Genomic DNA, 23,228 nt, shown 5'->3' with positions numbered 1-23,228 from the left:
CACGCCGACGGCCCGGTCGTCCAGCAGGGCGACGACGTGAAACGCGCCCGGCATCTCCAGACGGGCCCGCCACCGCTCCTCGCCGCCCCGGTGCCAGCCCGCGAGCGTGGACGTGAACGCGTGCGGCGCGTCGGTGAGGGCGGCGAGCCGCACCTCCCGCCACAGCGGCCAGTCGTCCGCCGTGAGTACCCGCAGCGTCACCACCTCGTCGCGCGGATCGAGTACATCAGCGGCAGCCGGGGGTGCCCCGCCGGAAAGCGGAACACGGGGTTCTGGGCGGGGCCGGTCCGTTCCAGCACCGGGTAGCGCTGGAAGAGGGTGGTGGCGTGCTCGTGCAGGAACTCGATCCGCAGCCCGGCTTGGGCGAGGGCGGTCACCACGGCCCCCAGCGGATGCTGCCACTGGACGGAGACGGTGTGGGCGAGCGGCGGGCCATCGGTGTACGTGTGCGGCTCGTCCCACGTCGTGCCCCGCTCGTCGAAGTAGTCCACCTCGACGCTCTTGCCGTCGTCCCCCAGCACCTCGGTGAACGGATGGAACTCCGCGAGGTACAGCACCCCGCCGTCGTCCAGCAGCCCGGCCACGACGCGCGCCCAGCGCGGGAGGTCGGGCAGCCAGCACAGCGCGCCGAGCCCGGTGTACACGACGTCGAACCGCTCGCCGCGCAGGGCTTCCGCCGCGTCGTACACATCCGCGGTGACGAACCGCGACTGCCCATCGAGCGCCAGGTCCTCGGCCAGCTGGCGCGCCGTCCGTATGGCCGCTTCGGAGAAGTCCAGCCCGGTCACATGCGCCGCCCCGCGGCGGGCCCAGGACAGCGTGTCCTGACCCATGTGGCACTGGAGATGGACGAGCCGCTTGCCGCTGACGTCCCCCAGCTCGTCCAGCTCGAAGCCGCGCAGGGTGCAGGCGCCGTCGCGGAACCCGGGCAGATCGTAGAAGTCACTGTCGGCGTGGACCCGGACCCGGTCGTCCCAGTTCGCGCGGTTGCGCCGTAGCCAGTCGTCCGTCATGGCCCGGACGGTAGTGGGTGTCCCTTCCGGATCTCATCCGGATTTTCCGCGCCCGGCGCCCGCCCCCGACAGACGCGGGTCCCGGTCGGCGGGGCGCGGGCTCCCCGGAGCCGGTGACTGGGCCGGCCGCCCAACCCGTCTGCTCACTCATCGCCTTGCGCCACAGGACTTCAGCCGTGCCGGGCCGCCCGCCGGTACGCCGACGGCGTGGTTGCCAACAGATCGGCGAAGGCCTGCCGCAGCGTCTCGGCGGTTCCCAGTCCGCACTGGCGGGCGATGGTGGTGAGCGGCAGGCTGGTGGCCGTCAGCAGCTGGGCGGCGGCTTCGGTGCGCACGGCGCGCACGTGCCGGGCGGGCGTGGTGCCAAGCTCCGCGGCGAACAGCCGGATGAGATGACGCGGGCTCACCCCGGCGATTCGCGCCAGTGTGGCAGCGTCGAGGTCGGCGTCCAGATGGGCGGTGATGTGTCCGCAGACCTTCCGAATCAGCCGGTGCTCGGGAGGCGGCGCCGCCAGGTGCATGCTCACCTGCGCCTGATTGCCCGGCCGCTGCAGGTACGCGACCAGCGACCGGGCCACCTTGCGGGCCAGGGCCGAGCCGTGGTCCTGCTCCACCAGGGCAAGCGAGAGGTCGATCGCGCTGGTGACGCCCGCTGAGGTATGGACGTTGCCATCAGAGACGAACAGCGGCGCAGGGTCCACGGTGACGGCCGGGTACCGGGCGGCCAGTTCCGCCGCCCACATCCAGTGCGTGGTCGCCCGACGCCGGTCCAGCAGCCCGGCCGCGGCCAGCAGGGTGGCGCCCGTGCACACCGAGACCACCCGACGGCTGAGCCCGGCCAGCCGGCGCAGGTGGACGAGCAGCCGGGCGTCCTCGGCAGCGGCCTCATGCCCCGGCCCGCCCGCCACCACCACGCTGTCCAGTCGGCCGCCGACCCGCTCCAGGGCGCCGGCGGCCAGGGTCAGGCCGCAGCTCGTCCGCACTGGCAGGCCACGGAGCGAGACCAGCTCGACCCGGTATCCAGGTGCCGCGCCCAAGCGCGTGGCCCCGTCGAACACGTCTGCCGGGCAGGAGATGTCGAGCAGCTCGGTGTCCGGGTAACCGATCACGACCACGCGGCGCATCAGCCACTCCTGGTGTCCGAAAGACAGGGATCACAGGATTCTAGACACGGTCGGCCCGACGCCCGCACGCACCGGCAAAGCTGGTGGCATGACAGAGACCAGGACCATCGCCTTCGTGCTCTACCCCGGCCTGACCGCCCTCGACTTCGTCGGGCCGCTCCAGGTCATCAGCGCCTTGAAGGAATTCGGACTCGGCTTCGAGGCCGTCACGGTGGCAGCGGCCCGGGAGCCGCTGCAGACGGACACCTCGCTGTCCGTAACCGCCTCCCACACCTTCGAGCAGGTGCCCGCGCCATACGGCCTGATCGTCCCGGGCGGCGGTGTCCCGACCTTCACCGCCCTCGCGGACGAACAGCTGACCGACTACGTCCGACAGGCGGCCCGCAGCGCCGAGGTGGTGGCTTCGGTCTGCACCGGCTCGCTGATCCTCGGGTCCGCCGGTCTGCTCGAGGGCCGTGAGGCGACCACCCACTGGGCTGCCATGCCGATCCTGCGCGCCTTCGGTGCGACACCCGTGTCCCGGCGCTGGGTCGTGGACGGGCGCGTGCTCACGGCCGCCGGAGTCGCGGCGGGCATCGACATGGCCCTGCACCTGGCCGGCGAACTGGTGGGCGAGGATGCCGCCCGGATGATTCAGGCGACCATCGAGTACGACCCGCAGCCGCCGTTCGGCCCGATCGACTGGGATCGCGTGGACCGCGGGTTCATGGAGTCCTGGATCAGGTCGGCGGCCGAGAAAGGCCTGGCAGACCATCCGGAGCTGCTCGCCCGCCTCGCCATGGCCGACGGGGCCCAGAGCATGTCCCCTTGACGGCCCGGTGTTCCGTTGCCGGCCCGAGCCGCCAGGTGCACCCGCCTGGAGCAGGGGTATGCGGGTCGGGCCCTGCGACGCCGTACTGGAGGCCGTGGCCGGCGCCGCGCCTGGACGCCGCCGAGCGTGCCCATCCGTACGGCCGGGCCCGGCCCGAGCCCGGCCCACCCTGAGCCCCAGGCGGGCCCTGGCCCGCAGGCAGGCGCGTCGACGCCCTCTTCGGGCCTCCTCCTGTTCTTCCTCGCCGGCGCCTTCCTGGCCGACTCGGCCGGCGCCGTGCATCTCGGCCCCCGCGAGGCCGCCCGGCTGGCCGCGGGCTGCCTCACGAACGGCCGCCGTGGCGGCCGTCATCGCCCGCGCGGTCCGCGGCGGACGCGGCCAGGGCGGGAACGGTCCCGGAGACGGCCCGGTGGACGAATCCGAGAACCACCCGTAGACCGGTCAGGCGACTTCTTCGGTGTCGATCCGAGATCACGGCCTGGTGGCCAACCAGACGGTCACGGCCGCGGCGGCGGTGAGTCCGGCATTGAGTGTGATCCGGCGGTCTTCGCCGGTCAGGTGAACGGCGATCGCACCGATCTGCAGAAGTACGAAGCCGATGGCCGCGGCCGGCGCCAGCCAGGGAGCGGTGCCGGCCAGCGGTGGCAGGATCAGACCGACCGCGCCGAGTACTTCGACCGCCCCCAGCGCCCTGAGGGCAGGCAACGGGATGCGGTCGACCCAAGCCATCATCGGCCGGAGTTGATCACGGCTGCGGATCACCTTCTGAGTGCCTGTGTAGAGGTAGAAGAGCGCGAGCAGTCCCGCGACGATCCAATAGGCGATGTTCATGGTTCCCGTTCACGAGGGCCCCGTTTCACGGGGGCCTGTCGATTGCGTCGATTGCCGGGATAGCCCCTGGAGACGGCCGGTCCGTCGCCGGAGGGCTTCAGGCGAGGTCGGTGGCGGGCTGTGTGGCGTAGCGGCTCATCGCGTCGATGTTGGCCTGTGGCGTCAGCGGCCGACCGCTGGCCATCACCTCCTGAAGGTCTCGGAAGTACTGCAGGTACAGGTCGGGTGTGAAGGTGCTGAGCATGACGGCGGGCTGGTCGGTCAGGTTGGCGAAGGTGTGCGGGGTGCCGGGCGGAACCATGACGAGCGTCCCCGCGGTGGCGTCGTAGTCCTCGTCCCCGACGGTGAACCGCACGGTGCCGGAGAGAATGTAGAAGCCCTCGTCGTGCTGGCCATGGCGGTGCTGCGGCGGACCCTGCGTCTGCGGGGCGAGGACGGACTCGGCGATCGCGAGGCGGTGCCCGGTGTGGCTGCCGTCCTCCAGAACGCGCATGCGCGTGGTGCCCAGAACGATCATCTCGCCGTCGCGGGGACCCACCACCGATACGGCGGGGTCGGTCTGCGGCTCGCTGGTCTTCGCTTCTTCGGTCATGTCCACAAGTGCACCGCCGAGACCTCGCCGGTGTCCAAGACCCATTCGGCAGAGCCGATACCTCATCGGTATCGTTGCAGCGTGGAGCTACGAACCTTGCGCTACTTCGTGGCGGTCGCCGAGGAACTCCACTTCGGCCGGGCCGCCACCCGACTGCATATGAGCCAGCCGCCGCTGAGCCGGGCGATCAAGCAGTTGGAAGCCGAGGCCGGGGCCCTGCTCTTCGCCCGCTCGACCACCGGCGTCACGCTCACTCCGGTGGGCGCGGTGCTGCTCGACGAGGCGCGAGCCCTCCTCGACCACGCCGACCGCGTCCGGGTACGGGTGAGCGCAGCAGCCGGCGTCGCGACCATCACCGTCGGCATCTTGGGCGACAGCACCGACCCGGGATTGGCCAGGCTGGCCGCGTACTACCGCCGAAAACACCCCGGCGTCGACATCCGCATCCGCGACACCGATCTGACCGACCCGACGTGCGGACTGCGCGCTGGACTGGTCGACGTCGCCCTCACCCGAGCACCGTTCGACGAGACCGCCCTGACCGTGCGTGCGCTGCGGACCGATCCGGTCGGCGTGGTCCTGCGCGCCGACGATCCGCTGGCCCGCCGCGATGAGCTGCGCCTGGCCGAGCTGCGCGACCGCCGCTGGTTCCAGTTCCCGCAGGGCACCGACCCCATCTGGCAGTCGTACTGGAACGGCGACAGGCCGCGCGAGGGACCAGTGGTGCGTGCCGTCCAGGAATGCCTGCAGGCTGTGCTGTGGAACGGCACGGTCGGCCTGGCCCCGTTCGGACACGACCTGCCCGCGGAGTTCACCATGGTGCCGCTGATCGACATGGCGCCGAGCCGAGTGGTGGCGGTGTGCAACGAAGGAGACACCAACCCTTTGACCCGATCATTCATCGAGATCGCGACAGCCGCCTACCGCCACTGAGTATCGGCAACGGCGCTGCCGCAGCTCGTGAACACGGCCGAACCGCAGGTCACCGAGGGTCGAGGTGACCGGCCTTGGCGGCCCGTATGAAGGCGCGGAGGGCGGCCGGACCGGTGTGGATCACGGCGTCGGGCTCGTCGCTCTCGCGTATGCGTATGCCGTCGGGCGCGGTGGCGAGTTCCACGCAGTTGGCCGCTCCCGCTTCACTGAACGAAGACTTGTGCCAGTTGAGGTCGGACATGCTGCCTTCTCTAGTGGGTGTAAAGGATGTGTTGGAGGAGGCCCCATGAATCACGCTTCTCGTGCAGTTCGGGCGCCTCATTGGCGACTACCGGTGGTAGCGCACTCTGGCTCAGATCGCTGAACGTTGATTCGTATCGCGCGATGGACTCGGGGTCCCCAAGTCTCAGGATCGCGGACGGGTGATCCGCGACCACGGTCTCAAGGCCGGGAACTCCGACGCCGAGGATGAGGAACGGCGTGCTCTGCCAGAAGCGCACACCGACCTTGAACGGCAACACCTGAATCGTCACGTGAGGGTGCATTGCCGCTCGGATGAGGTGAGTCAGCTGCTCCCGCATGACCTGTGGACCACCCACCTCCATGCGAAGGGCTGCCTCATGGATGACGGCCTCGAAGGTGACAGGGGGGTCGGCATCCATGAAGCGTTGCCGGGCCTGTCGGAAGCGGACGAGATCCTCAATCTCCTCGGTGGAGGCGTGGGGTAGGCCGCTGCGGAACAGTGCGCGCATGTACGACTCGGTCTGCAGCAGTCCAGGGATCAGCAAGGTTTCATACGTCCGGATCGCAGTTGCGCGCGATTCCAGCTCGGCGAGGTCAAGCGTGGACTGTGGGAAGGACTTCCGGTGGGCCGACCACCAGCCCTTGCCACTGCTCTCGGCCATGCTGACGAGTGCGTCAACGTACGGCGCATTCTTGCACCCGTAAGCGTCAACGAGCTGGCGCAGTCTGTCGGCAGGGATGGCCGTCCGCCCGGCCTCGATATGGCTCAGGTGTGGCGCGCCCATGCCGATCAGCTTGCCGCCGTCGGCGATCGACAATCCTGCCTGCAGCCGCAACTTCTTGAGTTCGGCGCCAAGTCGGCGTTGTCGTTCGGTGATGAGCGTGCGCAGCGCCACGGACGGTCCTCCAGGGGAATCGGTCACAGTGTGCCCCGGGCGGGTGGGGCGGTCCAACCATCTTCACGGAAGTGGTTGCAATATTGCTGAGCTATGTCGTACTTTCGGTGTTGCCTCGATCACACAAGGTATTGAGCTACCGAACGCCACGGAGGCGTCTCATGGGCGCACACGCCGAACTCCCGCTCCACTACACCCTCACCGCCCCCGCCCTCCCGACCGCCCCGCGCCTGTGCCGCGACTTCGTACGCGCCGTCCTCACGGCCTCCGGCCTGGGCCAACTCGCCGATACGGCGGCCCTGTGCACGTCGGAGTTAGTCACCAACGTCCATCGCCACGGCAAGGGCGACGTACGGCTCGCCGCCACCATTGAGCGCACCTGGGTGCGGGTGACGGTTCACGACGACGGCCCCGCCCTCCCCTCGCCCCGCCGCGCGGCCGGCGATGACACCAACGGGCGCGGGTTGTTCCTGGTCACGGCCCTGTCGGACGTTGTCGGCCTGACCATCGACGAACCGTCGGACGGCACGGGCAAGGCCGTCTGGTTCGAGCTGAACGTCCCGCCCGAGAGCGCCGCGTGAGCCCCGGCCCCGCCGAGCGGGTCGCCGAAATCCTCCGCGACGAACTCGCCGAACACGGCGTACGGCTGCCGGAGATACGGGCCGACCTCGCCGACCCGCATCAGCCGAACCTGGTGATCGGCACCGTCCCCCTCGGCACCGGCTTCGCGCTGCTGCGCCTGCTCATGGACTACCGGCGCCTGCTGAAGGCCGAGCGCATCAGGCGGGACCGTGAGCGTCCGGGCCCGCCCCGGGGACAGGATCCGCAGGCTCGGCGGGGACGCCCACGCGGCGGGCGAGGGGGAGCGGCCGGACCGTGACCCCGGGCAACGCGTCGTCGTCCACGGCGCGTACGGCGCGGAGGGTGACGGTCTCCAGGTGGCGCAGGGCGCGCAGCGGGGCGAGGTCGATGGGGTGGAGGCCGGGCTTCTGGGCCTCGATGCGGAGCTGGCGGAGGCCGGGGAAGCATTCGGCGATCCAGTCCAGCGGCACGTCCTGCCGATGCGGGACGAGGGTGAGCCGGGAGAGCCGGGGCAGCCGGTATGTCTCCGGCGGGGTCTCCGGGTCGAGAACCATGAGCCTCAGGTGGTCCAGAGTGGTGAGCCGCCCCAGGTTGTCGAAGTGCCAGCGGTTATGGCGCGAGACGATATCCAGCGTGGTGAGCGTCAGATCCGCCAGCGGCAGCAGATCGATGACGCGCGGGCAGCTGGTGAGGGTGAGCACGCGCAGCCGCGTGAGGTGCCGGAGGCAGCCGAGGTCGGACAGCTCGACGTTGTCGTCCAGCCGCAGATGGGTGAGGGGGCCGGGGTCGAGGGCGGTGCGCAGTTCGTCCTCGGTGAAGCCACCACGCAGGAGCAGCATCGGGCGCGGTCCGGTGTCTTGGAGGATGCGCAGGTGCTCCGTCGACTCGGCGACGAAGTACAGACCGTCCGGGGCGAGCTGGGAGATCACCTCGGTGAAGTAGCGCTCGGTGTCGAACCGCTTCCAGCCGGAGGCGAGTTGGGCGCGCACCGGCAGGGACGGGTGGGTGCAGAACTGCCGCAGATAGGGGATCGCGGCATCCGTGCCGACGACCGACGCCGTGATCACGCAGGCTTCCGCTTCGCTGTCCGAGAGCCCTTCCGGCCCGGGGAGCAGGGGGAGCACCAGCGGGCCCACGTTGGCGAGGTCGCGGGCGGCGCTGGAGCTGCGGGGCGGGATGAGATCGTCGGCGTGCCGCTTCACCTGGTCCCGCACCTGGGGGTCGAGGTCGGCCGCGTGCTCCAGGCAGGCCATCGCGAGGAGGTGGAGCCGGGCCCGTACGGCGGGGTGCGACCTGCCGCGCTCCAGCAGCTTGGTGAGCAGGTCGACCCGCTCGCGCGGGCGGGCATGGGCGACCGACATGCGGAACACGTCTTCCCACTGGGTGTCGTCGGCATGGCTGACCAGCAGGCCCACGTCCCACGCCTCCACGGCCGCCTTCGCGCCCAGGTAGTCCTGGAACGTGCGGTGGACGAACTCCACGGTGCCCACGGAAGGCTCCCGCAACAGCCCGGTGCGCAGCAGCAGATGGTTCAGGATGCGCGGGGCGCCGCCCAGCGCCTGCGCGGCAGGTACGGACGGCAGGGCCTCGGCGATGATGCGCTCCGCCCGGTCGCGGTCGAGTTCGGCCTCGCCGTTGCGGATCAGGTAGTACGCCAGTCGCTGGAGGAGCTGGATCTGCGGCTCCTCGTCCAGCTGGATGTCGCCCGGGGCGTAGACCCGGCGTTCGGTGTCGCGACGGGTCAGCAGCATGGACAGGGCCGCGTCGTAGAGGGCCTTGCGGCCGGGTGGGAGGTAGCCGCGGCGGGCGCGGTGGAGGGCGCAGATGAGGCCGCACATCAGCGGGTTGGTGGCGAGGCGGCTGAGGTCCTGCTTGGTGCGGACGGCCGTGTGGAGGGCCATCCGGTACGCGTCGAGGGGCGCGCGCTCGTCGTCCGTGCGGCAGGTCTGGCGCGCCGCGGCGTGCCAGCGGTCGATGAACGCGGCCATGTCCTCGCGGCGCATGGGGGACAGCGCGAACTCGCTGAAGTGCTGGGCGGCCAGCCAGTCGTCGGCGACGGCGGAGGGGCGGGAGGTGACGAGCCAGAGGTTGCCGGGGTAGGCGAGGAGCAGGTCGGCCAGCCAGGCGCGGGTGCGCTCCCGGTCGCGTTCGGGGATCTCGTCGATGCCGTCGATGAGGAGCAGTCCGCGCCCGGCGGTCAGGACGCGGTCGGCCCAGCCGTCCGGCTGGGCGCCGTCCAGGGGGCAGTGGACGGCGCCGAGGAAGCGGGCGGGGGAGGGCAGGGCGTCCTGGCGGGCGATGGTGCGCAAGGGCAGGACGAAGGGGACGCGGCCGATCAGCTGCTCCAGTCCGCGCGGCGGTTCCTGCCGGGCGGCGGAGACGGCGAGCCACTGGACGAGGGTGGTCTTGCCGGAGCCCGCGACGCCGCGCAGCAGGACGCGCTCGTGGCCGGCGAGGGCCCGGTCGGCGGGGAGCGTGGTGAGCTGGGCGCCGCCTTCGAGGCCGAGAGGGCGTTCGTCCTGGGAGACGGCCTCCAGGCTGAGGTACGCGGCGTCCAGCGGCCAGGTGGCCTCGGAGTGGCTGAGGTCGATGCCGACGATGGTCAGCGTGCCGTGCTTCAGGGTCGTGTAGTCGGCGTACCGGCGCTCGAACGCGGCGTCCTGCGCGGACTGGGACGGCAGCCGCTCGATCAGGATGTCGATCTTGGTGATGAGTTCGGTGAGCTGACCGCTCTGCTCGACCAGGGTGCGGGCGACGAAGGTCGAGCGCTGGGTGAAGAAGTGCAGGATGTGCAGGCAGGCGGTGTCCAGGAGGTTCCGGTAGAGCCGGGAGCCGTCCAGCGAGAGCCGGAGGTCGGCGAGTCGCGCCCGGTGCTGGAGATCCTTGGCCAGCATCCGGTGGCCGAACCGTACGGCCTGTACGTCATCCATGGTCAGGTCGCCCAGGGCGTTCAGGGTCGTCGCCAGATGCCGGGCGATCAGCTCGTCCTCGTCGGCGGGGCAGGGCCGCTCGCCCGGACCGGCGTGCCGGGTGGCGCGGGCGACCAGTTCGGCGGCCAGCTTGTGCAGGTCGTTGATTTCGAGCGTGCGTTTCTCGCCCCGGAAGGAGACGAGGGACGAGATACGGACCGGCTGGTCCACCAGCCCGGCGCCCGGCCCCTCCCGCACGAACAGCCTCTTGATGAGCGGCGCGACGGCGCTGGACGCCAGGCGCGCGCCGATGACTGCGGGATCCACGTCCCATTCCCCTCAGGTGTGGTGGCTCCTGGCCGGACAGCATAGCGGCGGGGTCGGGACTTTGGTCCTGAAACGGACATCCGAAAGTCCCGGCGAAACGTAGGCGGGGTGATATGTGGCACAGGGTGTCCGGGGCCTACTACGGAAAATAGGAACCGTGCGGATAACGGACGTCCGGGCAGGTCAGGTGGCGTGGAATTCCGCACGGAAAAGGGCGCCGAAGGTGCAAGAACTACGCACCCGCTTAGTAGAAGCGCATCTTGGCCATATCGCGCGAACGGGATAACAAGGGGCGTCGACTTCACGCATTCCCCGGAGGTAGTCCCCTATGGCCCCGCGCGTCACCACCCGTCGTTATCCGCGTTCGCATTCATCCCTCGCGCGGGCCCGCGCCGCCGTGATCGCCGTGGGCGTGGGTGCCTCGCTCGTACTCGGCGCCGGTGTGACGTTCGCGGCGAACGCGCACGCGTCCGCCGCCGCCCCGGCGCATGCCGTCGAGGCCAAGAAGGCCGACACCTGGGAGACCCCGGTCGCCAAGTACGTCCTGGGCGCGCCCTTCGGCCTGGCGGGCAACCTGTGGGCGCACAACCACAGCGGCCAGGACTTCGTGGTGCCGTCCGGCACCTCGGTGCGGGCCGTGCACACCGGTGTCGTCGTCAAGGCGGGCCCGTACGGCGGCGGCGACGGTCCGGCGTACGGCAACGCCATCGTGATCAAGCACGACGACCAGACGTACTCGCAGTACGCGCACCTCTCCCGGATCGACGTGCGCATAGGTCAGAGGGTGACCACCGGTCAGCACATTGGGCTGTCCGGCAATACCGGCAACACGACCGGCCCGCATCTGCACTTCGAGATCCGTACGACGCCGAACTACGGCTCGGCCGTGGGGCCGCTGACCTTCCTGCGGGCCCACGGCGTCAAGGTCTGACCGACGCCCGGCCCCGACGGGCCTACCGGTCACCCAGGCGCCCCGCTGGCGCGTGCGCCTGGGTCAGCAGGTCGAGGGCGACTTCGAGGACGGCTTGCCGCTTCTCCTCGGGGTCGCCCTCGATCGTCTGCATCGCGAAGGCCCCGGCGTGCATGCTGAAGAGCGCGGTCGTGCAGCGGACCTGTTCGGTCAGCCCGGCGTCGGGGTCGCGGATCAGGCCGGACATCGCGATCATCCGGTCCTTGAAGATCTGGCCGATGCTCAGCTCGCGCACCGTCGCCTGGTTCTCCTGCATGAAGCGCAGCAGCGGTTCGACGCCCGCCAGGGCGGCGCTGTAGCGGCGCAGCAGCTCCTGTTTGGTCTCCAGGGTGCGGGGCTGCCGCTCACCCCAGGCGATCAGCTCGTCGAGGGGCTTGCTGAGGTCCTGGAAGAGGCTGAGGACGATGTCCTCTTTGGTCTTGAAGTGGTAGTAGAGCGCGGCCTTGGTGACGTCGAGATGTTCGGCGATCTCGCGCAGCGAGGTCTTCTCGTACCCCTGCCTGGCGAAGAGGTCCAGGGCCACGTCCTGGATGCGCTGACGGGTGTCGCCCCGGCGCGGTGTGCTGCCCAAGGTGCTCTCCTGTGGGGGTGGGGCCAGCCCTCTGAGCAGGCCGAACAAAACTTACTTGACGCCCGGCTAGTAGACGTCTTACCTTTCCCACTGTACTCAACTAGCCGGGCGGCAAGTAAGTGGCGCGTCACCGGAGCTCGTCGTAACCAGGGGGAGTGGAGATCATGTCCCAGAAGAAATCAGAAGGTGAAGCGCCACCCGCTTCCCTGCCCGCACAGGGCACCGCCCAGGACGCCCCGGGCAAGCAGGCCAAGGAGCCCAAGACCCACAGCACCGGCGTGGTGATCCTGGCGCTCATGATCGCGATGCTGCTCGCGATGCTCGACAACATGATCGTCGGCACCGCGATGCCGACCATCGTCGGCGAGCTGGGCGGGCTCGACCACCTCTCCTGGGTGGTGACCGCGTACACCCTGGCGACCGCCGCCTCGACCCCCATCTGGGGCAAGCTCGGCGACATGTACGGGCGCAAGGGCATCTTCCTCTCCTCCATCGCCCTCTTCCTCGCCGGCTCGGCCCTGTCCGGCATGGCCCAGACGATGGGTCAGCTGATCGGCTTCCGGGCCGTCCAGGGACTGGGCGCGGGCGGTCTGATGGTCGGCGTGATGGCGATCATCGGTGACCTGGTGCCGCCCCGGGAGCGCGGCCGCTACCAGGGCATGATGGCCGGTGTGATGGCCGTGGCCATGATCGGTGGCCCGCTGGTCGGCGGCACCCTCACCGACCACCTCGGCTGGCGCTGGATCTTCTACATCAACATCCCGCTCGGCGCGATCGCCCTCTTCGCGATCAGCGCGGTGCTGCACCTGCCCAAGAAGCGCTTCGAGGGCCGCATCGACTACACCGGCGCCGCCCTGCTGACCGTGGGCATCACCGCGCTCGTGCTGCTCACCACCTGGGGTGGCAACGAGTACGCCTGGGGCTCGGTCGAGATCATCGGGCTCGGGGTGCTCGGTGTCGTGGCGCTCGCCGCGTTCCTGTTCGTCGAGAAGCGGGTCGCCGAGCCCGTACTGCCGCTGCACATCTTCCGGATCGGCAACTTCTCGCTGGTCACGGTCATCGGCTTCCTCACCGGTTTCGTGATGTTCGGCTCCATGACCTTCCTGCCGCTCTTCCAGCAGACCGTGCAGGGCGCCAGCGCCACCAACTCCGGCCTGCTGCTGCTCCCGATGCTGCTCGGCATGATGGCCGTGTCGCTGGTCGCGGGCCGGGTCACCACCCAGACCGGCAAGTACAAGATCTTCCCGATCCTGGGCGGCCTCCTGATCACCACGGGCATGTTCCTGCTGGCGCAGATGGACACCGGGACCACCCGCCTCACCTCCGGCATCTACATGACGGTGCTCGGCGCGGGCATGGGCTTCCTCATGCAGACGACCATGCTGATCGCGCAGAACAGCGTCGAGATGAAGGACATGGGCGTCGGCAGCTCCTCCGCCACCCTCTTCCGCACCCTGGGCGGCTCCTTCGGCGTCGCGATCCTCGGTGCCCTGTTCACCAACCAGGTGGGGGAGACCATGGCCGAGCGCGGCGGCGCCAAGGCCGCGGCCGCCACCTCCGGCAGCGCCCAGCTCGACCCGGGCAGCATCGCGAAACTGCCCCCGGCCATCAAGGACGCCTACCTCCACGCCGTGGCCGACGGCGCCCACCAGGTGTTCCTGTGGGGCGCGGTGATCAGCGTCGTCGGCTTCCTGGCGGCCTGGTTCATCAAGGAGGTCCCGCTGCGCGCCTCCGTCACCAAGTCCGCCGACGGCGAGACCCCGGCCGATGTGACGCCGGTCGCCGAACCCGTCTGACGCCTACGAGCCCCACCGCGAGCCGCCCGCCCTCGTCCGAGGGGCGGGCGGCTCCGTCACGTCTCAGTCGTCACGTCTCAGTCCGGGACGTCTCAGTCCGGGACGTCGATGACAGGGAAGCTGCCGGTGTTGGTGGGCGCCGACTCCGGCAGCCAGAGCACCGCCACCGCGCCCTCCTCGCCCTCCACCGCCGGGTCCGCGTTACGGAACGTCAGCCGGGCGCCCAGGACCCGGGCCTGGCCGGCGGCGATGGTCAGGCCCAGCCCGTGGCCCTTGCCCGCCCGGTCCTTGCTGCCGGTGCGGAACCGGCTCGGCCCGTCCTTCAGCAGCGACTCCGGGAAACCGGGCCCGTGGTCGCGGACCCGCAGCACCCGGCCCTCCACGGTGACCTCGAACGGCGGTTTGCCGTGCCGGGCGGCGTTGGCCAGCAGATTGCCCAGGATGCGCTCCAGGCGGCGCGGATCGGTGGAGACATGGGCGTCACGGTCCACCGTGATCACGGCGTCCGGGGCCACCACGCGCACCCGGCGGACGATGAATTCGGCGAGGTCGATCTCCTGGAGTTCGGCCCGCTCGGCGAAGCCGTCCAGCCGGGCCACCTCCAGCACGTCCTCCACCAGCGTGCGCATCGCCTGCGCCCGGTCCCGTACCAGCTCGGTGGGGCGGCCCGGGGGCAGCAGCTCGGCGGCGGTGAGCAGCCCGGTGACCGGGGTGCGCAGCTCGTGCGCGATATCGGCGGTGACCCGCCGCTCCGCCTCCAGCCGCTCCTGGAGCGCCTCGGCCATGCCGTCGACGGCGCGCGCCAGGTCGTCGGTCTCGTCGCGCACCCGGCCGCCGATGGCGTCCCGTACCCGCACCTCGGAGTCGCCCTCGGCGAGCTTGCGGGCCGCGGTGGCGGCCTTGCGCAGCCGCCGCGAGAGCTGGTCGCCGATGAGCACGCCGAGCGCGATCCCGCCCAGCACCACGGAGACCGAGCCGAGGATGAGCACCCGGTCCAGGTCGTCCAGGACGGCGAAGCGGTCCTGGAAGCGGGTGTGGACCGACAGCACCTTGCCGTCGCGCAGCGGCACCGACGCCCACACCTCCGGGCTGCCGGTGCCGGAGTCCTCCAGGAAGGTGGCGCGCTGCCCGCGCGCCGCGAACTTCCGCAGGTCCTCGGGCAGCCGCGGGTCGTCCAGCTTGGCGCCGAAGCCCAGCACCCGGGACTCCTCGTACCACTTCTGGGCGACCTTCACCCGCTCGTCCATCACCGTGCGGCTGTTGTCGAGCATGGAGACCCGGGCCGCGTTGTGGACGACGAGGCTCAGTGCTACGGCGACCAGCGCGCTCACCGCGGCGATGGCCAGGCTGACCTTCCAGCGCAGTCCGGAGCGGAGCGCGAGTCGCACCATGGTCCCGCGTCAGCCCCTGAGCTTGTAGCCGAAGCCGCGGACCGTCTCGATGCGGTCCTGGCCTATCTTGCCGCGCAGCCGCTGGACGTGGACGTCCACGACCCGGGTGTCCCCGCCCCAGCCGTACTCCCACACCCGCTCCAGCAGCCGGTCGCGGGAGAGCACAGTGCCGGGCGCGGTGGAGAACTCCAGCAGCAGCCGCATCTCGGTCGGCGTCAGCGCGACCTGCTCGCCGCCCTTGCGGACCTCCATGCCCTCCGGGTCCACCTCCAGGTCGCCGAAGCGCAGCACCCCGCCCTCGGGCTCCTCGGCACCGGGCCGCTCGCCGCCGCGGCCGCCGGGGCCGCTGGCGTGGCCGAAGCGGCGCAGCACGGCGCGGATGCGGGCGACCAGCACGGCGCCGTCGAAGGGCTTGGTGACGTAGTCGTCGGCCCCGGCCTCCAGGCCCAGCACCACGTCGATCGAGTCGGCGCGGGCCGACAGCATGATCACGGGCACGGTGGACTCGTCGCGGATCCGGCGGCACAGGCTGACCCCGTCCAGGCCCGGCACCATCACGTCCAGCAGCGCGATATCGGGCCGGTCGGCGCGGAACCGCTCAAGACCGGTCAGCCCGTCGGGCGCGGCGGTCACCAGGAAGCCGTCGCGCTCCAGGGCGAGCTGGGTGGCCTCGCGGATGACGTCGTCGTCCTCGACGAAGAGCACATGGGTTTCGGCCACAGCCTCGGTTCAGCCTTCCGTTCCGTCGTCCTCGCCGCCGTCCGTCGCGGAGGCGCTGGGGGCGGGCTCTTCCGTGGGGCTGCCCTTGCTGTAGTCGGTGTGCTTGTGCCGGACCACGGTGAAAGCCTGCCTGCTCGACGCCCAACGGTAGGTGATGACGTCCTCGCGCGAGGGGCAGCAGACGGTGTCCCCGGAGGCGTAACTGAGCTTGGTGACGCTCAGATCGCCCTTGACGACGTCGGCGTAGACCGGCGGCTGCTCGTCGCTGAACACGTTCTCGTAACCGCGCCCCGCCTTGCGGTACACATACGAGCCGATGCCGAAGCCGTCGTCGCAGGTCGTGACGTTGATGACGAGATCGGACGCGGTGGGTCCGGTCAGCTTCCCCCGTGCCACCTCCACCGGGTAGCCCTTGACCGGCTTGCCCTTACCCGGCGCCGTGCACGGCTGGAGGTGGGTCTTCAGGTCCTGGGCGACCTTCGGGTCGTCCTTGATCAGCCGCACCGCGTCGGCCTTCTGCACGGCCGGCGGCTTGGTCGCCCCGCCGCCCGCGTACGAGCCGTGGTCCTGCGCCGAGGGCGCGGTCCACTGGGTGCGCGCCGGGCCTTCCGTACGCACGCCCTGGCTGTCGCCGGTGCACCCGGCCAGCAGCCAGCCCCCGGCGGCCGCGAGTCCCACCACCGCGCCACCGCTGATCATGGCAGTTCTGCCAGGAGAGGCCCTGATCAGGCCGCGCACCGTTCCTGCCCCCGCTCCTGGCGGTCACGCCGGACCTGGTTCCCCCTCCGGAGCGGCTTCGCGGCGGCGGGCGTGCCCGCCGGCTCGCGGCCGAGCGCGCGGGCGTCCAGCTCGCGGTTCTCCAGCTCCTGCCGCAGCCGCGCGAGCGCCCGGTGCAGCGTGCTCTTGACCGTGCCGGTCGACATACCGAGCGCCTCCGCCGTCTCCTCCGTCGTCATCTGCTCCCAGTGTCGCAGCACCACGACGCTGCGCTGCTTGGGAGCCAGGCATCCGAGGATGTCCATCAGCAGGGCCCGGTCGGCGTGCTGCTCGGTGCCGTCCTCGACGCTGGCCTCCGGCAGCTGCTCGGTGGGCACCTCCTCCAGCTTGCGGGCGCGCCACCACTCGGTACGGGTGTTGATCATGACGCGGCGGAGATAGGCGTCGGCGAGGGACTTGTCGGCTATCCCGTCCCAGCGGCCGTAGGTGCGCACGAGCGCGGTCTGCAGGAGGTCCTGTGCCTCGATCGGGTCCGGAACCAGCCGCCGGGCGCTGCGCAGCAGCGCGTCCTGCCGGTTGCGCACGTACTCCTCGAAGTCCAGAACCTTGCCGCTGCTGCCGGTCATCGTGCAGCCCTCCATCCCGCGTCTTCCCCACGTTGGATTCCGACCGCTCGGCCGGAACGAGAAGGACGCTACGGAGGCGCTGTTGCGACGCCATGTGCGTCAGCACCTCGGCAAACGCACAGCTACCCATAGGTTGTGTAACAGCGGAACCCGGTTCGACGGCGTGTCAGAACCGGGTCCTGGGAGTGTCACAGCTCTGTCACAGGATGCCTGGTGAGACCGTGAATTCGGTCAGGCCGACATCACGTCAGCGGCAGCCGGTAGAGGCCGCCCGCGAGCGGTTCGACCAGACCGTCGGAGACCAGCCCGTCCAGCGCCCGGGCCCGCTGCACCGGCTCGTGCCACACCTGGTCCAGCGCCGCCTGTGGCACCGGCGCGACCGCCTCCCGCAACACCGCCAGCAGCTTGCCGCGCACCTGACGGTCCGTCCCGGCGTACGTCTGGCCGCGCCGCGGCGGCCCGTCGTGCTCCGGCGAACCGGCCCCGCGCCAGGCGCAGGACGCCGCGATGGGACAGCGCGCGCAGTCGGGGGTGCGGGCCGTGCAGACCAGCGCGCCCAGCTCCATCGTGGCCGCCGCCCAGCGTGCCGCCGTCCGCTCGTCGTCCGGCAGCAGGGCGCGGGCGAGCTTGCGCTCGGCGGCGGTGGTGGCGTTCGGCGGGTACTGGACGCCGCTGATCGCCCGGGCGAACACCCGGCGGACGTTGGTGTCCAGCACCGGATGGCGCTGCCCGTACGCGAACGAGGCCACGGCCGCCGCCGTGTACTCACCGACCCCCGGCAGCGCGAGCAGCTGCGCGTGGTCCCCCGGCACATCGCCGCCGTGCCGCTCCCTTATGGCCGCCGCCGCGCCGTGCAGCCGCAGCGCGCGGCGCGGATAGCCGAGCCGGCCCCAGGCGCGGACCGCCTCACCGGGCGGCTCGGCGGCCAGGTCGGCGGGGCGGGGCCAGCGGGCGAGCCACTGCTCGTACACCGGCAGCACACGGCTCACCGGAGTCTGCTGGAGCATGAACTCGCTCACCATCACACCCCACGCTCCGGCCTCCGGGCGGCGCCAGGGGAGGTCGCGGGCGTGAGCGTCGAACCAGTCGATGACGGGCCGGTGGAGCTCGGCACCGTCGGGGGTGGGGGTAGCGGCGGCCGGGGCGGCGGAAATGGCAGTCATCACATCCGATCCTGACACGACGGAAGGCCCGATGGGAGCCGTGGGCGCGGGCGTTCGGGTCGAGCTGGGGCAGATCTGCTCGAAACGGTGCAATTCAGGCCCGGTTGCGCGGTGGGCGGCCGGGAATCGCCCGGACTGTTGCCGCCCAGGTGGCCGATCCGGTCGGATGATGAGAAAAGTAGGGAGGCTGGCCGCGGTTATTGGCGGGTGTGGGCGCCGTTCTCTCGTAGAGTTTCCGCGTGGGATCTCTGCGCAATCCGATCGGGCCGCTTCCCTCCTCCATCTACTGGCGGCGGAGGGCTGTTGCGCTGGCCCTGCTCGCCCTCATCGTGCTGCTCGTCATCTGGGCCTTCGGCTGGGGTGGTTCGGGCGGCGGCGGAGGCGACGAGGGCAAGGGGCCGGGCGGCGGACCCGCGCGCACGATCACCCCCGGGCCGACCTCCTCCGGGCCGGTGAACAGCGAACGGCCGGGCGGGCGCGACGAGTCGGACACCGGCGGCACGGGCCCCGGTTCCGGTTCCGGCACGGGCTCCGGTTCCGGTTCCGGTGAGAGCGGCGGCGGTGGCGGCGCGGGCACCGGGTCCGGCGGCGCGGAGGGCACGGGCGGCACCGGAGCCGCCGGCGGCACCGGCGACGGACTCGGCGACGGGGACGGCCAGGGGCTGCCGGTCGGGTCCAGCCTGCCGGAGTGCAAGCGCGGCGACATCGACCTGACGGTGCGCAGCGTCAAGGACGCGAAGGTGAAGAACACGTACGAGCCGGATGAGAAGCCGACGTTCGAAATCACCGTGAAGAACTCCTCGAACAGCTCCTGCGCGGTGGACTTCGGCCGGGCGGCCGCCTCACTGACCATCACGGACGCGGACAACGAGCACGTCTGGGCCTCGGACGACTGCCCCGAGGGCACCGCCACCGCCCTCGTCGAGGTGCCCGCCTCCGGCGAGACCAAGCGCACCGTGGAATGGGACCGCGAGCGCACCGCCGCCCACTGCGCGACCCCGAAGGGCGCCAAGACCGCCGCCGCGGGCACCTACCTGGTCGAGGCGAAGCTCGACGGCCTGGGCACGGCCAAGGTGTCGTTCGTCCTCGCCAAGGACTGAACCCGCTGAACCCGCCCCCGGTCGCTTTGACCGGGGGCGACGGTGCTGCTGCGCGCCGCTCGATGCAGTGACGGATCTTCAGCGCGGGAGTTTGTCAAAAGCGTTGACGAATGCACCTGGGCGCTTCTACGTTCATCGCGTCGTGCATCGTACGTCATATATGAGAGGCGCAATGCCCAGATCGGAGACTCCATGTCCGTTGCGCTACGGGGTCGCCTCGGGTGCATAGGCCGCCTCGGCCAGCAGCTGGGCCGCCTGAGCTGATCAGGCAGCAGCCGCTCATCCACTGACGATGTGAGATGCGGCCCGTTCACCGCCAAGATCCCGGGCCGCGACAGAGAGTCAGCATGCTCCCTCTATGGGGAGCCTATCCAACTTCGGGAGCGATGGTGCCCCTGTCCAGCATGCCTCTTTCCAAGGCCGGGAGGTCCCCGGCGTCACCGTCCCGGCAACGCAGCAGCATGCGGTGGACGATCGTCGGCTTCTCGGCGCTCGGCCTCACGATCGCCTATCTCGACCGCGCCGCGCTGAGCGTGGCGATGCCCCACATGTCGGACGAGTTCCACATCAGTTCCGCCGTGCAGGGGGTGTTGCTCTCGGCGTTCTTCTGGACCTACGCCCTTTTCCAGATCCCCTCCGGCTGGCTGCTGGACCGCTTCGGTCCGAGGGTCGTCTACCCGGTCGCGGTCGGCTGGTGGTCGATCTGGACGGCGCTGATGGCCTTCGCGCGAGGGGTTGGATCGGTCGTGGTCTTCCGCCTCGGCCTCGGTATCGGTGAGGCGCCGGTGCAGCCGGCGAACGTCAAAATCGTCTCGCGGTGGTTCCCGCGCCGGGAACGCGCCTTCGCGTCCAGCCTGTTCGATATGGGCCAGCAGATCGGCACCGCGCTGTCGATCCCGGTCGTGACGGCGCTGACCCTGTTCGGTGGCTGGCGCCTGTCCTTCGTCGTGATCGGTGCGGCCGGTCTCCTGTGGCTCGTGGGGTGGGCCGTCGTCTACCGGGAACCCGAGGTCCATCCGCGCGTTTCCGCGGCGGAACTGGCCCACATCCGGTCCGACCGGGGCGGGCAGACGTCCGCGGAACCGGCGGTCGGCGTCACCGTGCCGTGGCGTGACCTGCTCAGCGACTCCCAGGTGTGGGCGCTGACGGTCGGCTATGTGTTCCGCTCGCTCGCCGGGGCGTTCTTCCTCACCTGGTACCCCAGCTATCTGCTCGACGACCGCGGATTCTCCGAAGCGGACTTCGGCATGGTGGGGTGGATCCCGTCACTCATCGCGATCGGCTCCACCGTGCTCGGCGGCATCGTGTCCGACCGGATGCTGGCCTCCGGAGTCTCCCCGAACCTGGCCCGGAAGGTCCCCATCGTCGCCGGGCTCGGCCTGAGCGCCTGTATCGGCTTCGCCCCGTTCATCCAGAGCAATGTGATGCTGATGGTGGTCCTGACCGTCAGCAGCGCCGCCCACTCCTTCGCCGGCGCGGCGATTCTGAGCCTCCCGGCGGAAGTGGCGCGCTCCTCGGAGTGCGTCGGCGCGGTGGCCGGCTTCCAGAACTTCGGCTCCCAGGTGGGCAACCTCCTCAGCCCCATCGCCATCGGACTGTTCCTGGCGTCCAGCGGCGGGTCCTATGTCGGCCCGCTGCTCGGCGCGGCGGTGAGCTGCCTGGCCAGCGCCGCGATCTACCTGTTCTGGGTGCGCGTCAAGCCCGTCACCCAGACCCGCGACGACCTCGCGGGCCCCGCCGGACAGCACGAAGGGACCACCGCGTGAACGCCTCGCTCAACACCGCCCACCTGGTCGAACGGCTCGGTACCGTCATCGGTATTCCCGTCGTCCCGTACGACGAGGAAGGTGCGGTCGACCACGACCTCACCATCTCGCTGACGGCGCGACTGATCCGCAACGGAGTCTCCGTGCTGACGCCGAACGGCAATACCGGCGAGTTCTACGCCCTCTCCCCGGACGAACGCCGTCAGGTGCTGAGGTGTGTCCTGACGGCCCGCGAGACCCACGACGGCGCCGCGCCGAACGCCACGGTGATCGTCGCCGGAGTGGGATTCGACATCGAGACGGCCATCTCCGACGCACGGTTCGCCCGCGATGCGGGCGCGGACGCGATCATGATCCATGAGCCCGTCCTGCCCTACCTCGCGGCCGACGGCTGGGTCGAGTACAACGCACGGATCGCCCGGGCCGTACCGGACATCGGGGTGCTGCCCTATCTGACCAAGCGCGCGGTCACCGGTGCGCACATCACCCGTCTGGTGGAACGGGCGCCGAACGTCGTCGGGCTGAAGTACTCGGTTCCCGATCCGGTCCTGTTCGCCGCCACACGGACGGAGGCCTCCGACGGACTGCTGTGGATCGCGGGCCTGGCCGAGTCCTACGCCCCGGCCTACTGGCAGGCGGGGGCGCGGGCCTTCACCTCCGGCCTGGTCAACATTGCTCCGGCGGTGTCCCTGGAGATGCTCACCGCGCTCCGCGACGAGGACTACGGCACCGCCGCCCGGGTGTGGCGGCGGATCCGCCACTTCGAGGAGTTGCGGGCCCGCGACGCCTCGGCCAACAACGTGGCGGTGGTGAAAGAAGCCATGCACCGGATCGGACTGTGCCGGCGGGATGTGCGTCCCCCCAGCCACCCGCTGTCCGGGGCACTCGCCCGCGAGGTCGCCGAGTCCATGGAGCAGTGGCACTCCCTGGTGCCCGAGACGGCCGGGGAGCGTGTGGCGTGAGGATCGACTCCCTGCGGACCTTCCGGCAGCGGGTGGGCGACCGGCCCCGGGTACTGGTCAAGATCACCACCGAGGACGGGATCGACGGATGGTCGGAGGTGTACAACCACGGACCCGACCTGGCCTACCCGCCGCTGCTCGACTATCTGTTCGAGCAAATCAAGGGTATGGACGCCCGGTCCCCGGGCCGGATCAACCAGTTCCTCCTGCAGTCCGGGCGCTTTCCCCAGGGCGCACTGGGCCTGGCCGCCGTCGCCGCCATCGACCACGCCCTGTGGGACATCGCGGCCAAGGCCGTGGGGGCGCCGGTCTACCAGCTGCTGGGCGGCGCCGTACGCGACCGGGTGCCGGTCTACGCCGGGGTGTACTCCGCGCCGGACATCGGTGAACTGACCGACATCACCGCCGCGTTGCACGAGCGGTTCGGCTTCACCGCCTTCAAGCTGAGCCCCTACCGGGTGCGACCGCACCGCACCCGGTTCGGGCTCCTGGTCCGCGAACTGGGCGAGTACTTCGGCGAGGTCCGCGACAAACACCCGGCGGAGTGGGAATTCGCGTTCGACGCGCACGCCTGCCTGTGGGAACCGCGACAAGCGGTCGACCTTGGCGCCGCGCTCGCCCCCGGCCAGCCGCTCTTCCTCGAAGAACCGATACGGCCCGAGCACATCCCCGCCTGGGGCCGGCTCCGCTCCGAGATCGCGGTGCCGCTGGCCACAGGGGAGTGCCTGTACTCCCCCCATGAGTTCCTCGCGCTGCTGAGCGCCGGCGGCGCCGACATCGTGCAGCCGGACATCTGCGTCGTCGGGGGCCTCACCCAGATGGTGAAGATCGCCGCCATCGCCGACGCGCACTACGTCCCGCTCGCACCGCACAACCCGCTGGGCCCGCTCGCGACCGCGGCGAACGTGCACTTCGCGGCCGCGACGACCAACTTCTCCATCCTCGAGTACAAGCCGGACGACGTGCCGTGGTGCCCCGACCCCTATCTCCCCGCCGACGGGCACCTCGACCTGCGCCCGGATCGCCCGGGGTGGGGCATCGAGATCGACGAGTCCGCGCTCGCCGCGGACGACTGGGTCACCTGGAAGCGAAAGGTGCCGGTACGCCCTGACGGCTCGACTGCCTGGATGTGACGAAGCGTGTGGCGCGCGGGGGCGGGACCAGCGGGTTCCGCCCCCGCGCGCC

The 23,228-nt window shown here is 70.7% G+C and carries 23 protein-coding genes; 10 read left to right on the top strand and 13 right to left on the bottom strand.

The features are described from left to right. Positions 1-197: 197 nt before the first annotated feature. Positions 198-1,013, bottom strand: a complete 816-nt coding sequence (locus tag ASC60_RS32445) for a bifunctional 2-polyprenyl-6-hydroxyphenol methylase/3-demethylubiquinol 3-O-methyltransferase UbiG (protein WP_055557265.1) — start codon at positions 1,011-1,013, stop codon at positions 198-200. Positions 1,014-1,183: 170 nt separating this feature from the next. Beyond that, a complete protein-coding gene (locus ASC60_RS32440; RefSeq protein WP_055557264.1) occupies positions 1,184-2,137 on the bottom strand; it encodes a GlxA family transcriptional regulator in 954 nt (317 codons plus the stop codon). 88 nt (positions 2,138-2,225) lie between these two features. Here ASC60_RS32440 and ASC60_RS32435 point away from each other — a divergent pair, with 88 nt between their 5' ends. Then, complete coding sequence (locus ASC60_RS32435; RefSeq protein ID WP_055557263.1) at positions 2,226-2,948, top strand: DJ-1/PfpI family protein; 723 nt, start codon at positions 2,226-2,228, stop codon at positions 2,946-2,948. Between the two features lie 471 nt (positions 2,949-3,419). On the opposite strand, the gene ASC60_RS32430 is transcribed toward ASC60_RS32435, so the two are convergent. Both ASC60_RS32430 and ASC60_RS32425 read right to left on the bottom strand, forming a co-directional pair. Further along, on the bottom strand, positions 3,420-3,779 hold the full coding sequence (locus ASC60_RS32430; protein WP_055557262.1) for a DoxX family protein: 360 nt from the start codon (positions 3,777-3,779) through the stop codon (positions 3,420-3,422). A gap of 97 nt (positions 3,780-3,876) precedes the next feature. After that, positions 3,877-4,371 (bottom strand): cupin domain-containing protein, encoded by a 495-nt coding sequence (locus ASC60_RS32425; RefSeq protein WP_199831106.1) that lies wholly within the window; start codon positions 4,369-4,371, stop codon positions 3,877-3,879. Positions 4,372-4,452: 81 nt separating this feature from the next. On the opposite strand from ASC60_RS32425, the gene ASC60_RS32420 reads away from it, so the two are divergent. Beyond that, positions 4,453-5,304 carry a LysR substrate-binding domain-containing protein gene (locus ASC60_RS32420; protein WP_234357227.1) on the top strand — a complete coding sequence of 284 codons (852 nt, stop codon included), beginning with the start codon at positions 4,453-4,455 and terminating at the stop codon, positions 5,302-5,304. Positions 5,305-5,353: 49 nt separating this feature from the next. Here ASC60_RS32420 and ASC60_RS32415 read toward each other — a convergent pair whose 3' ends face one another. Together ASC60_RS32415 and ASC60_RS32410 are read right to left on the bottom strand one after the other, a co-directional pair. Beyond that, positions 5,354-5,545 carry a DUF397 domain-containing protein gene (locus ASC60_RS32415; protein WP_055557259.1) on the bottom strand — a complete coding sequence of 64 codons (192 nt, stop codon included), beginning with the start codon at positions 5,543-5,545 and terminating at the stop codon, positions 5,354-5,356. 10 nt (positions 5,546-5,555) lie between these two features. Continuing rightward, positions 5,556-6,443 (bottom strand): helix-turn-helix transcriptional regulator, encoded by an 888-nt coding sequence (locus ASC60_RS32410; RefSeq protein WP_055557258.1) that lies wholly within the window; start codon positions 6,441-6,443, stop codon positions 5,556-5,558. A gap of 161 nt (positions 6,444-6,604) precedes the next feature. Here ASC60_RS32410 and ASC60_RS32405 point away from each other — a divergent pair, with 161 nt between their 5' ends. Next, positions 6,605-7,024 carry an ATP-binding protein gene (locus tag ASC60_RS32405; RefSeq protein WP_055557257.1) on the top strand — a complete coding sequence of 140 codons (420 nt, stop codon included), beginning with the start codon at positions 6,605-6,607 and terminating at the stop codon, positions 7,022-7,024. Then, positions 7,021-7,323, top strand: a complete 303-nt coding sequence (locus ASC60_RS40105; RefSeq protein ID WP_234357226.1) for a hypothetical protein — start codon at positions 7,021-7,023, stop codon at positions 7,321-7,323. Before ASC60_RS32405 ends, ASC60_RS40105 begins: the two co-directional genes overlap by 4 nt. Here the strand turns inward: ASC60_RS40105 and ASC60_RS32400 are convergent. Further along, positions 7,223-10,261 (bottom strand): NACHT domain-containing NTPase, encoded by a 3,039-nt coding sequence (locus tag ASC60_RS32400; RefSeq protein WP_055557256.1) that lies wholly within the window; start codon positions 10,259-10,261, stop codon positions 7,223-7,225. The genes ASC60_RS40105 and ASC60_RS32400 overlap by 101 nt on opposite strands. Before the next feature lie 328 nt (positions 10,262-10,589). On the opposite strand from ASC60_RS32400, the gene ASC60_RS32395 reads away from it, so the two are divergent. After that, positions 10,590-11,192 (top strand): M23 family metallopeptidase, encoded by a 603-nt coding sequence (locus tag ASC60_RS32395; RefSeq protein WP_055557255.1) that lies wholly within the window; start codon positions 10,590-10,592, stop codon positions 11,190-11,192. 22 nt (positions 11,193-11,214) lie between these two features. Here the strand turns inward: ASC60_RS32395 and ASC60_RS32390 are convergent, their stop codons facing one another. Next, complete coding sequence (locus ASC60_RS32390) at positions 11,215-11,802, bottom strand: TetR/AcrR family transcriptional regulator (RefSeq protein WP_055557254.1); 588 nt, start codon at positions 11,800-11,802, stop codon at positions 11,215-11,217. Positions 11,803-11,966: 164 nt separating this feature from the next. Between ASC60_RS32390 and ASC60_RS32385 the strand changes: the two genes are divergently transcribed. Then, the gene (locus tag ASC60_RS32385; protein WP_370592996.1) at positions 11,967-13,598 is read left to right on the top strand and encodes an MDR family MFS transporter; all 1,632 of its coding nucleotides are present in this window, start codon (positions 11,967-11,969) and stop codon (positions 13,596-13,598) included. Positions 13,599-13,690: 92 nt separating this feature from the next. Here the strand turns inward: ASC60_RS32385 and cseC are convergent, their stop codons facing one another. From cseC to ASC60_RS32360, 5 genes are all read right to left on the bottom strand, one after another. Then, the gene (gene cseC, locus ASC60_RS32380; protein ID WP_055557253.1) at positions 13,691-14,989 is read right to left on the bottom strand and encodes a two-component system sensor histidine kinase CseC; all 1,299 of its coding nucleotides are present in this window, start codon (positions 14,987-14,989) and stop codon (positions 13,691-13,693) included. 9 nt (positions 14,990-14,998) lie between these two features. Next, the gene (cseB, locus tag ASC60_RS32375; protein WP_055557252.1) at positions 14,999-15,709 is read right to left on the bottom strand and encodes a two-component system response regulator CseB; all 711 of its coding nucleotides are present in this window, start codon (positions 15,707-15,709) and stop codon (positions 14,999-15,001) included. Between the two features lie 9 nt (positions 15,710-15,718). Beyond that, a complete protein-coding gene (locus tag ASC60_RS32370) occupies positions 15,719-16,408 on the bottom strand; it encodes a hypothetical protein (protein WP_055557251.1) in 690 nt (229 codons plus the stop codon). Positions 16,409-16,434: 26 nt separating this feature from the next. Continuing rightward, positions 16,435-17,052, bottom strand: a complete 618-nt coding sequence (locus ASC60_RS32365; RefSeq protein WP_055557313.1) for a SigE family RNA polymerase sigma factor — start codon at positions 17,050-17,052, stop codon at positions 16,435-16,437. Between the two features lie 242 nt (positions 17,053-17,294). Continuing rightward, positions 17,295-18,215 carry an A/G-specific adenine glycosylase gene (locus ASC60_RS32360; RefSeq protein WP_055557250.1) on the bottom strand — a complete coding sequence of 307 codons (921 nt, stop codon included), beginning with the start codon at positions 18,213-18,215 and terminating at the stop codon, positions 17,295-17,297. A 239-nt stretch (positions 18,216-18,454) separates the two neighbouring features. Between ASC60_RS32360 and ASC60_RS32355 the strand changes: the two genes are divergently transcribed. From ASC60_RS32355 to ASC60_RS32340, 4 genes are all read left to right on the top strand, one after another. Then, entirely contained in the window at positions 18,455-19,315 is an 861-nt protein-coding gene (locus tag ASC60_RS32355) for a hypothetical protein (RefSeq protein WP_055557249.1), read from the top strand. 461 nt (positions 19,316-19,776) lie between these two features. Beyond that, positions 19,777-21,081, top strand: coding sequence for an MFS transporter (locus ASC60_RS32350; RefSeq protein ID WP_055557248.1), 1,305 nt, complete (start codon positions 19,777-19,779; stop codon positions 21,079-21,081). Next, positions 21,078-22,043, top strand: coding sequence for a dihydrodipicolinate synthase family protein (locus tag ASC60_RS32345; protein ID WP_055557247.1), 966 nt, complete (start codon positions 21,078-21,080; stop codon positions 22,041-22,043). Before ASC60_RS32350 ends, ASC60_RS32345 begins: the two co-directional genes overlap by 4 nt. Next, a complete protein-coding gene (locus tag ASC60_RS32340; protein WP_055557246.1) occupies positions 22,040-23,176 on the top strand; it encodes a mandelate racemase/muconate lactonizing enzyme family protein in 1,137 nt (378 codons plus the stop codon). The genes ASC60_RS32345 and ASC60_RS32340 overlap by 4 nt, the downstream gene beginning before the upstream one ends. Positions 23,177-23,228: the final 52 nt, after the last annotated feature.

The organism is Streptomyces sp. NBRC 110028 (assembly GCF_001417735.1).
GTDB lineage: Bacteria > Actinomycetota > Actinomycetes > Streptomycetales > Streptomycetaceae > Streptomyces.
This window is presented reverse-complemented; position numbering and strand designations above follow the sequence as displayed.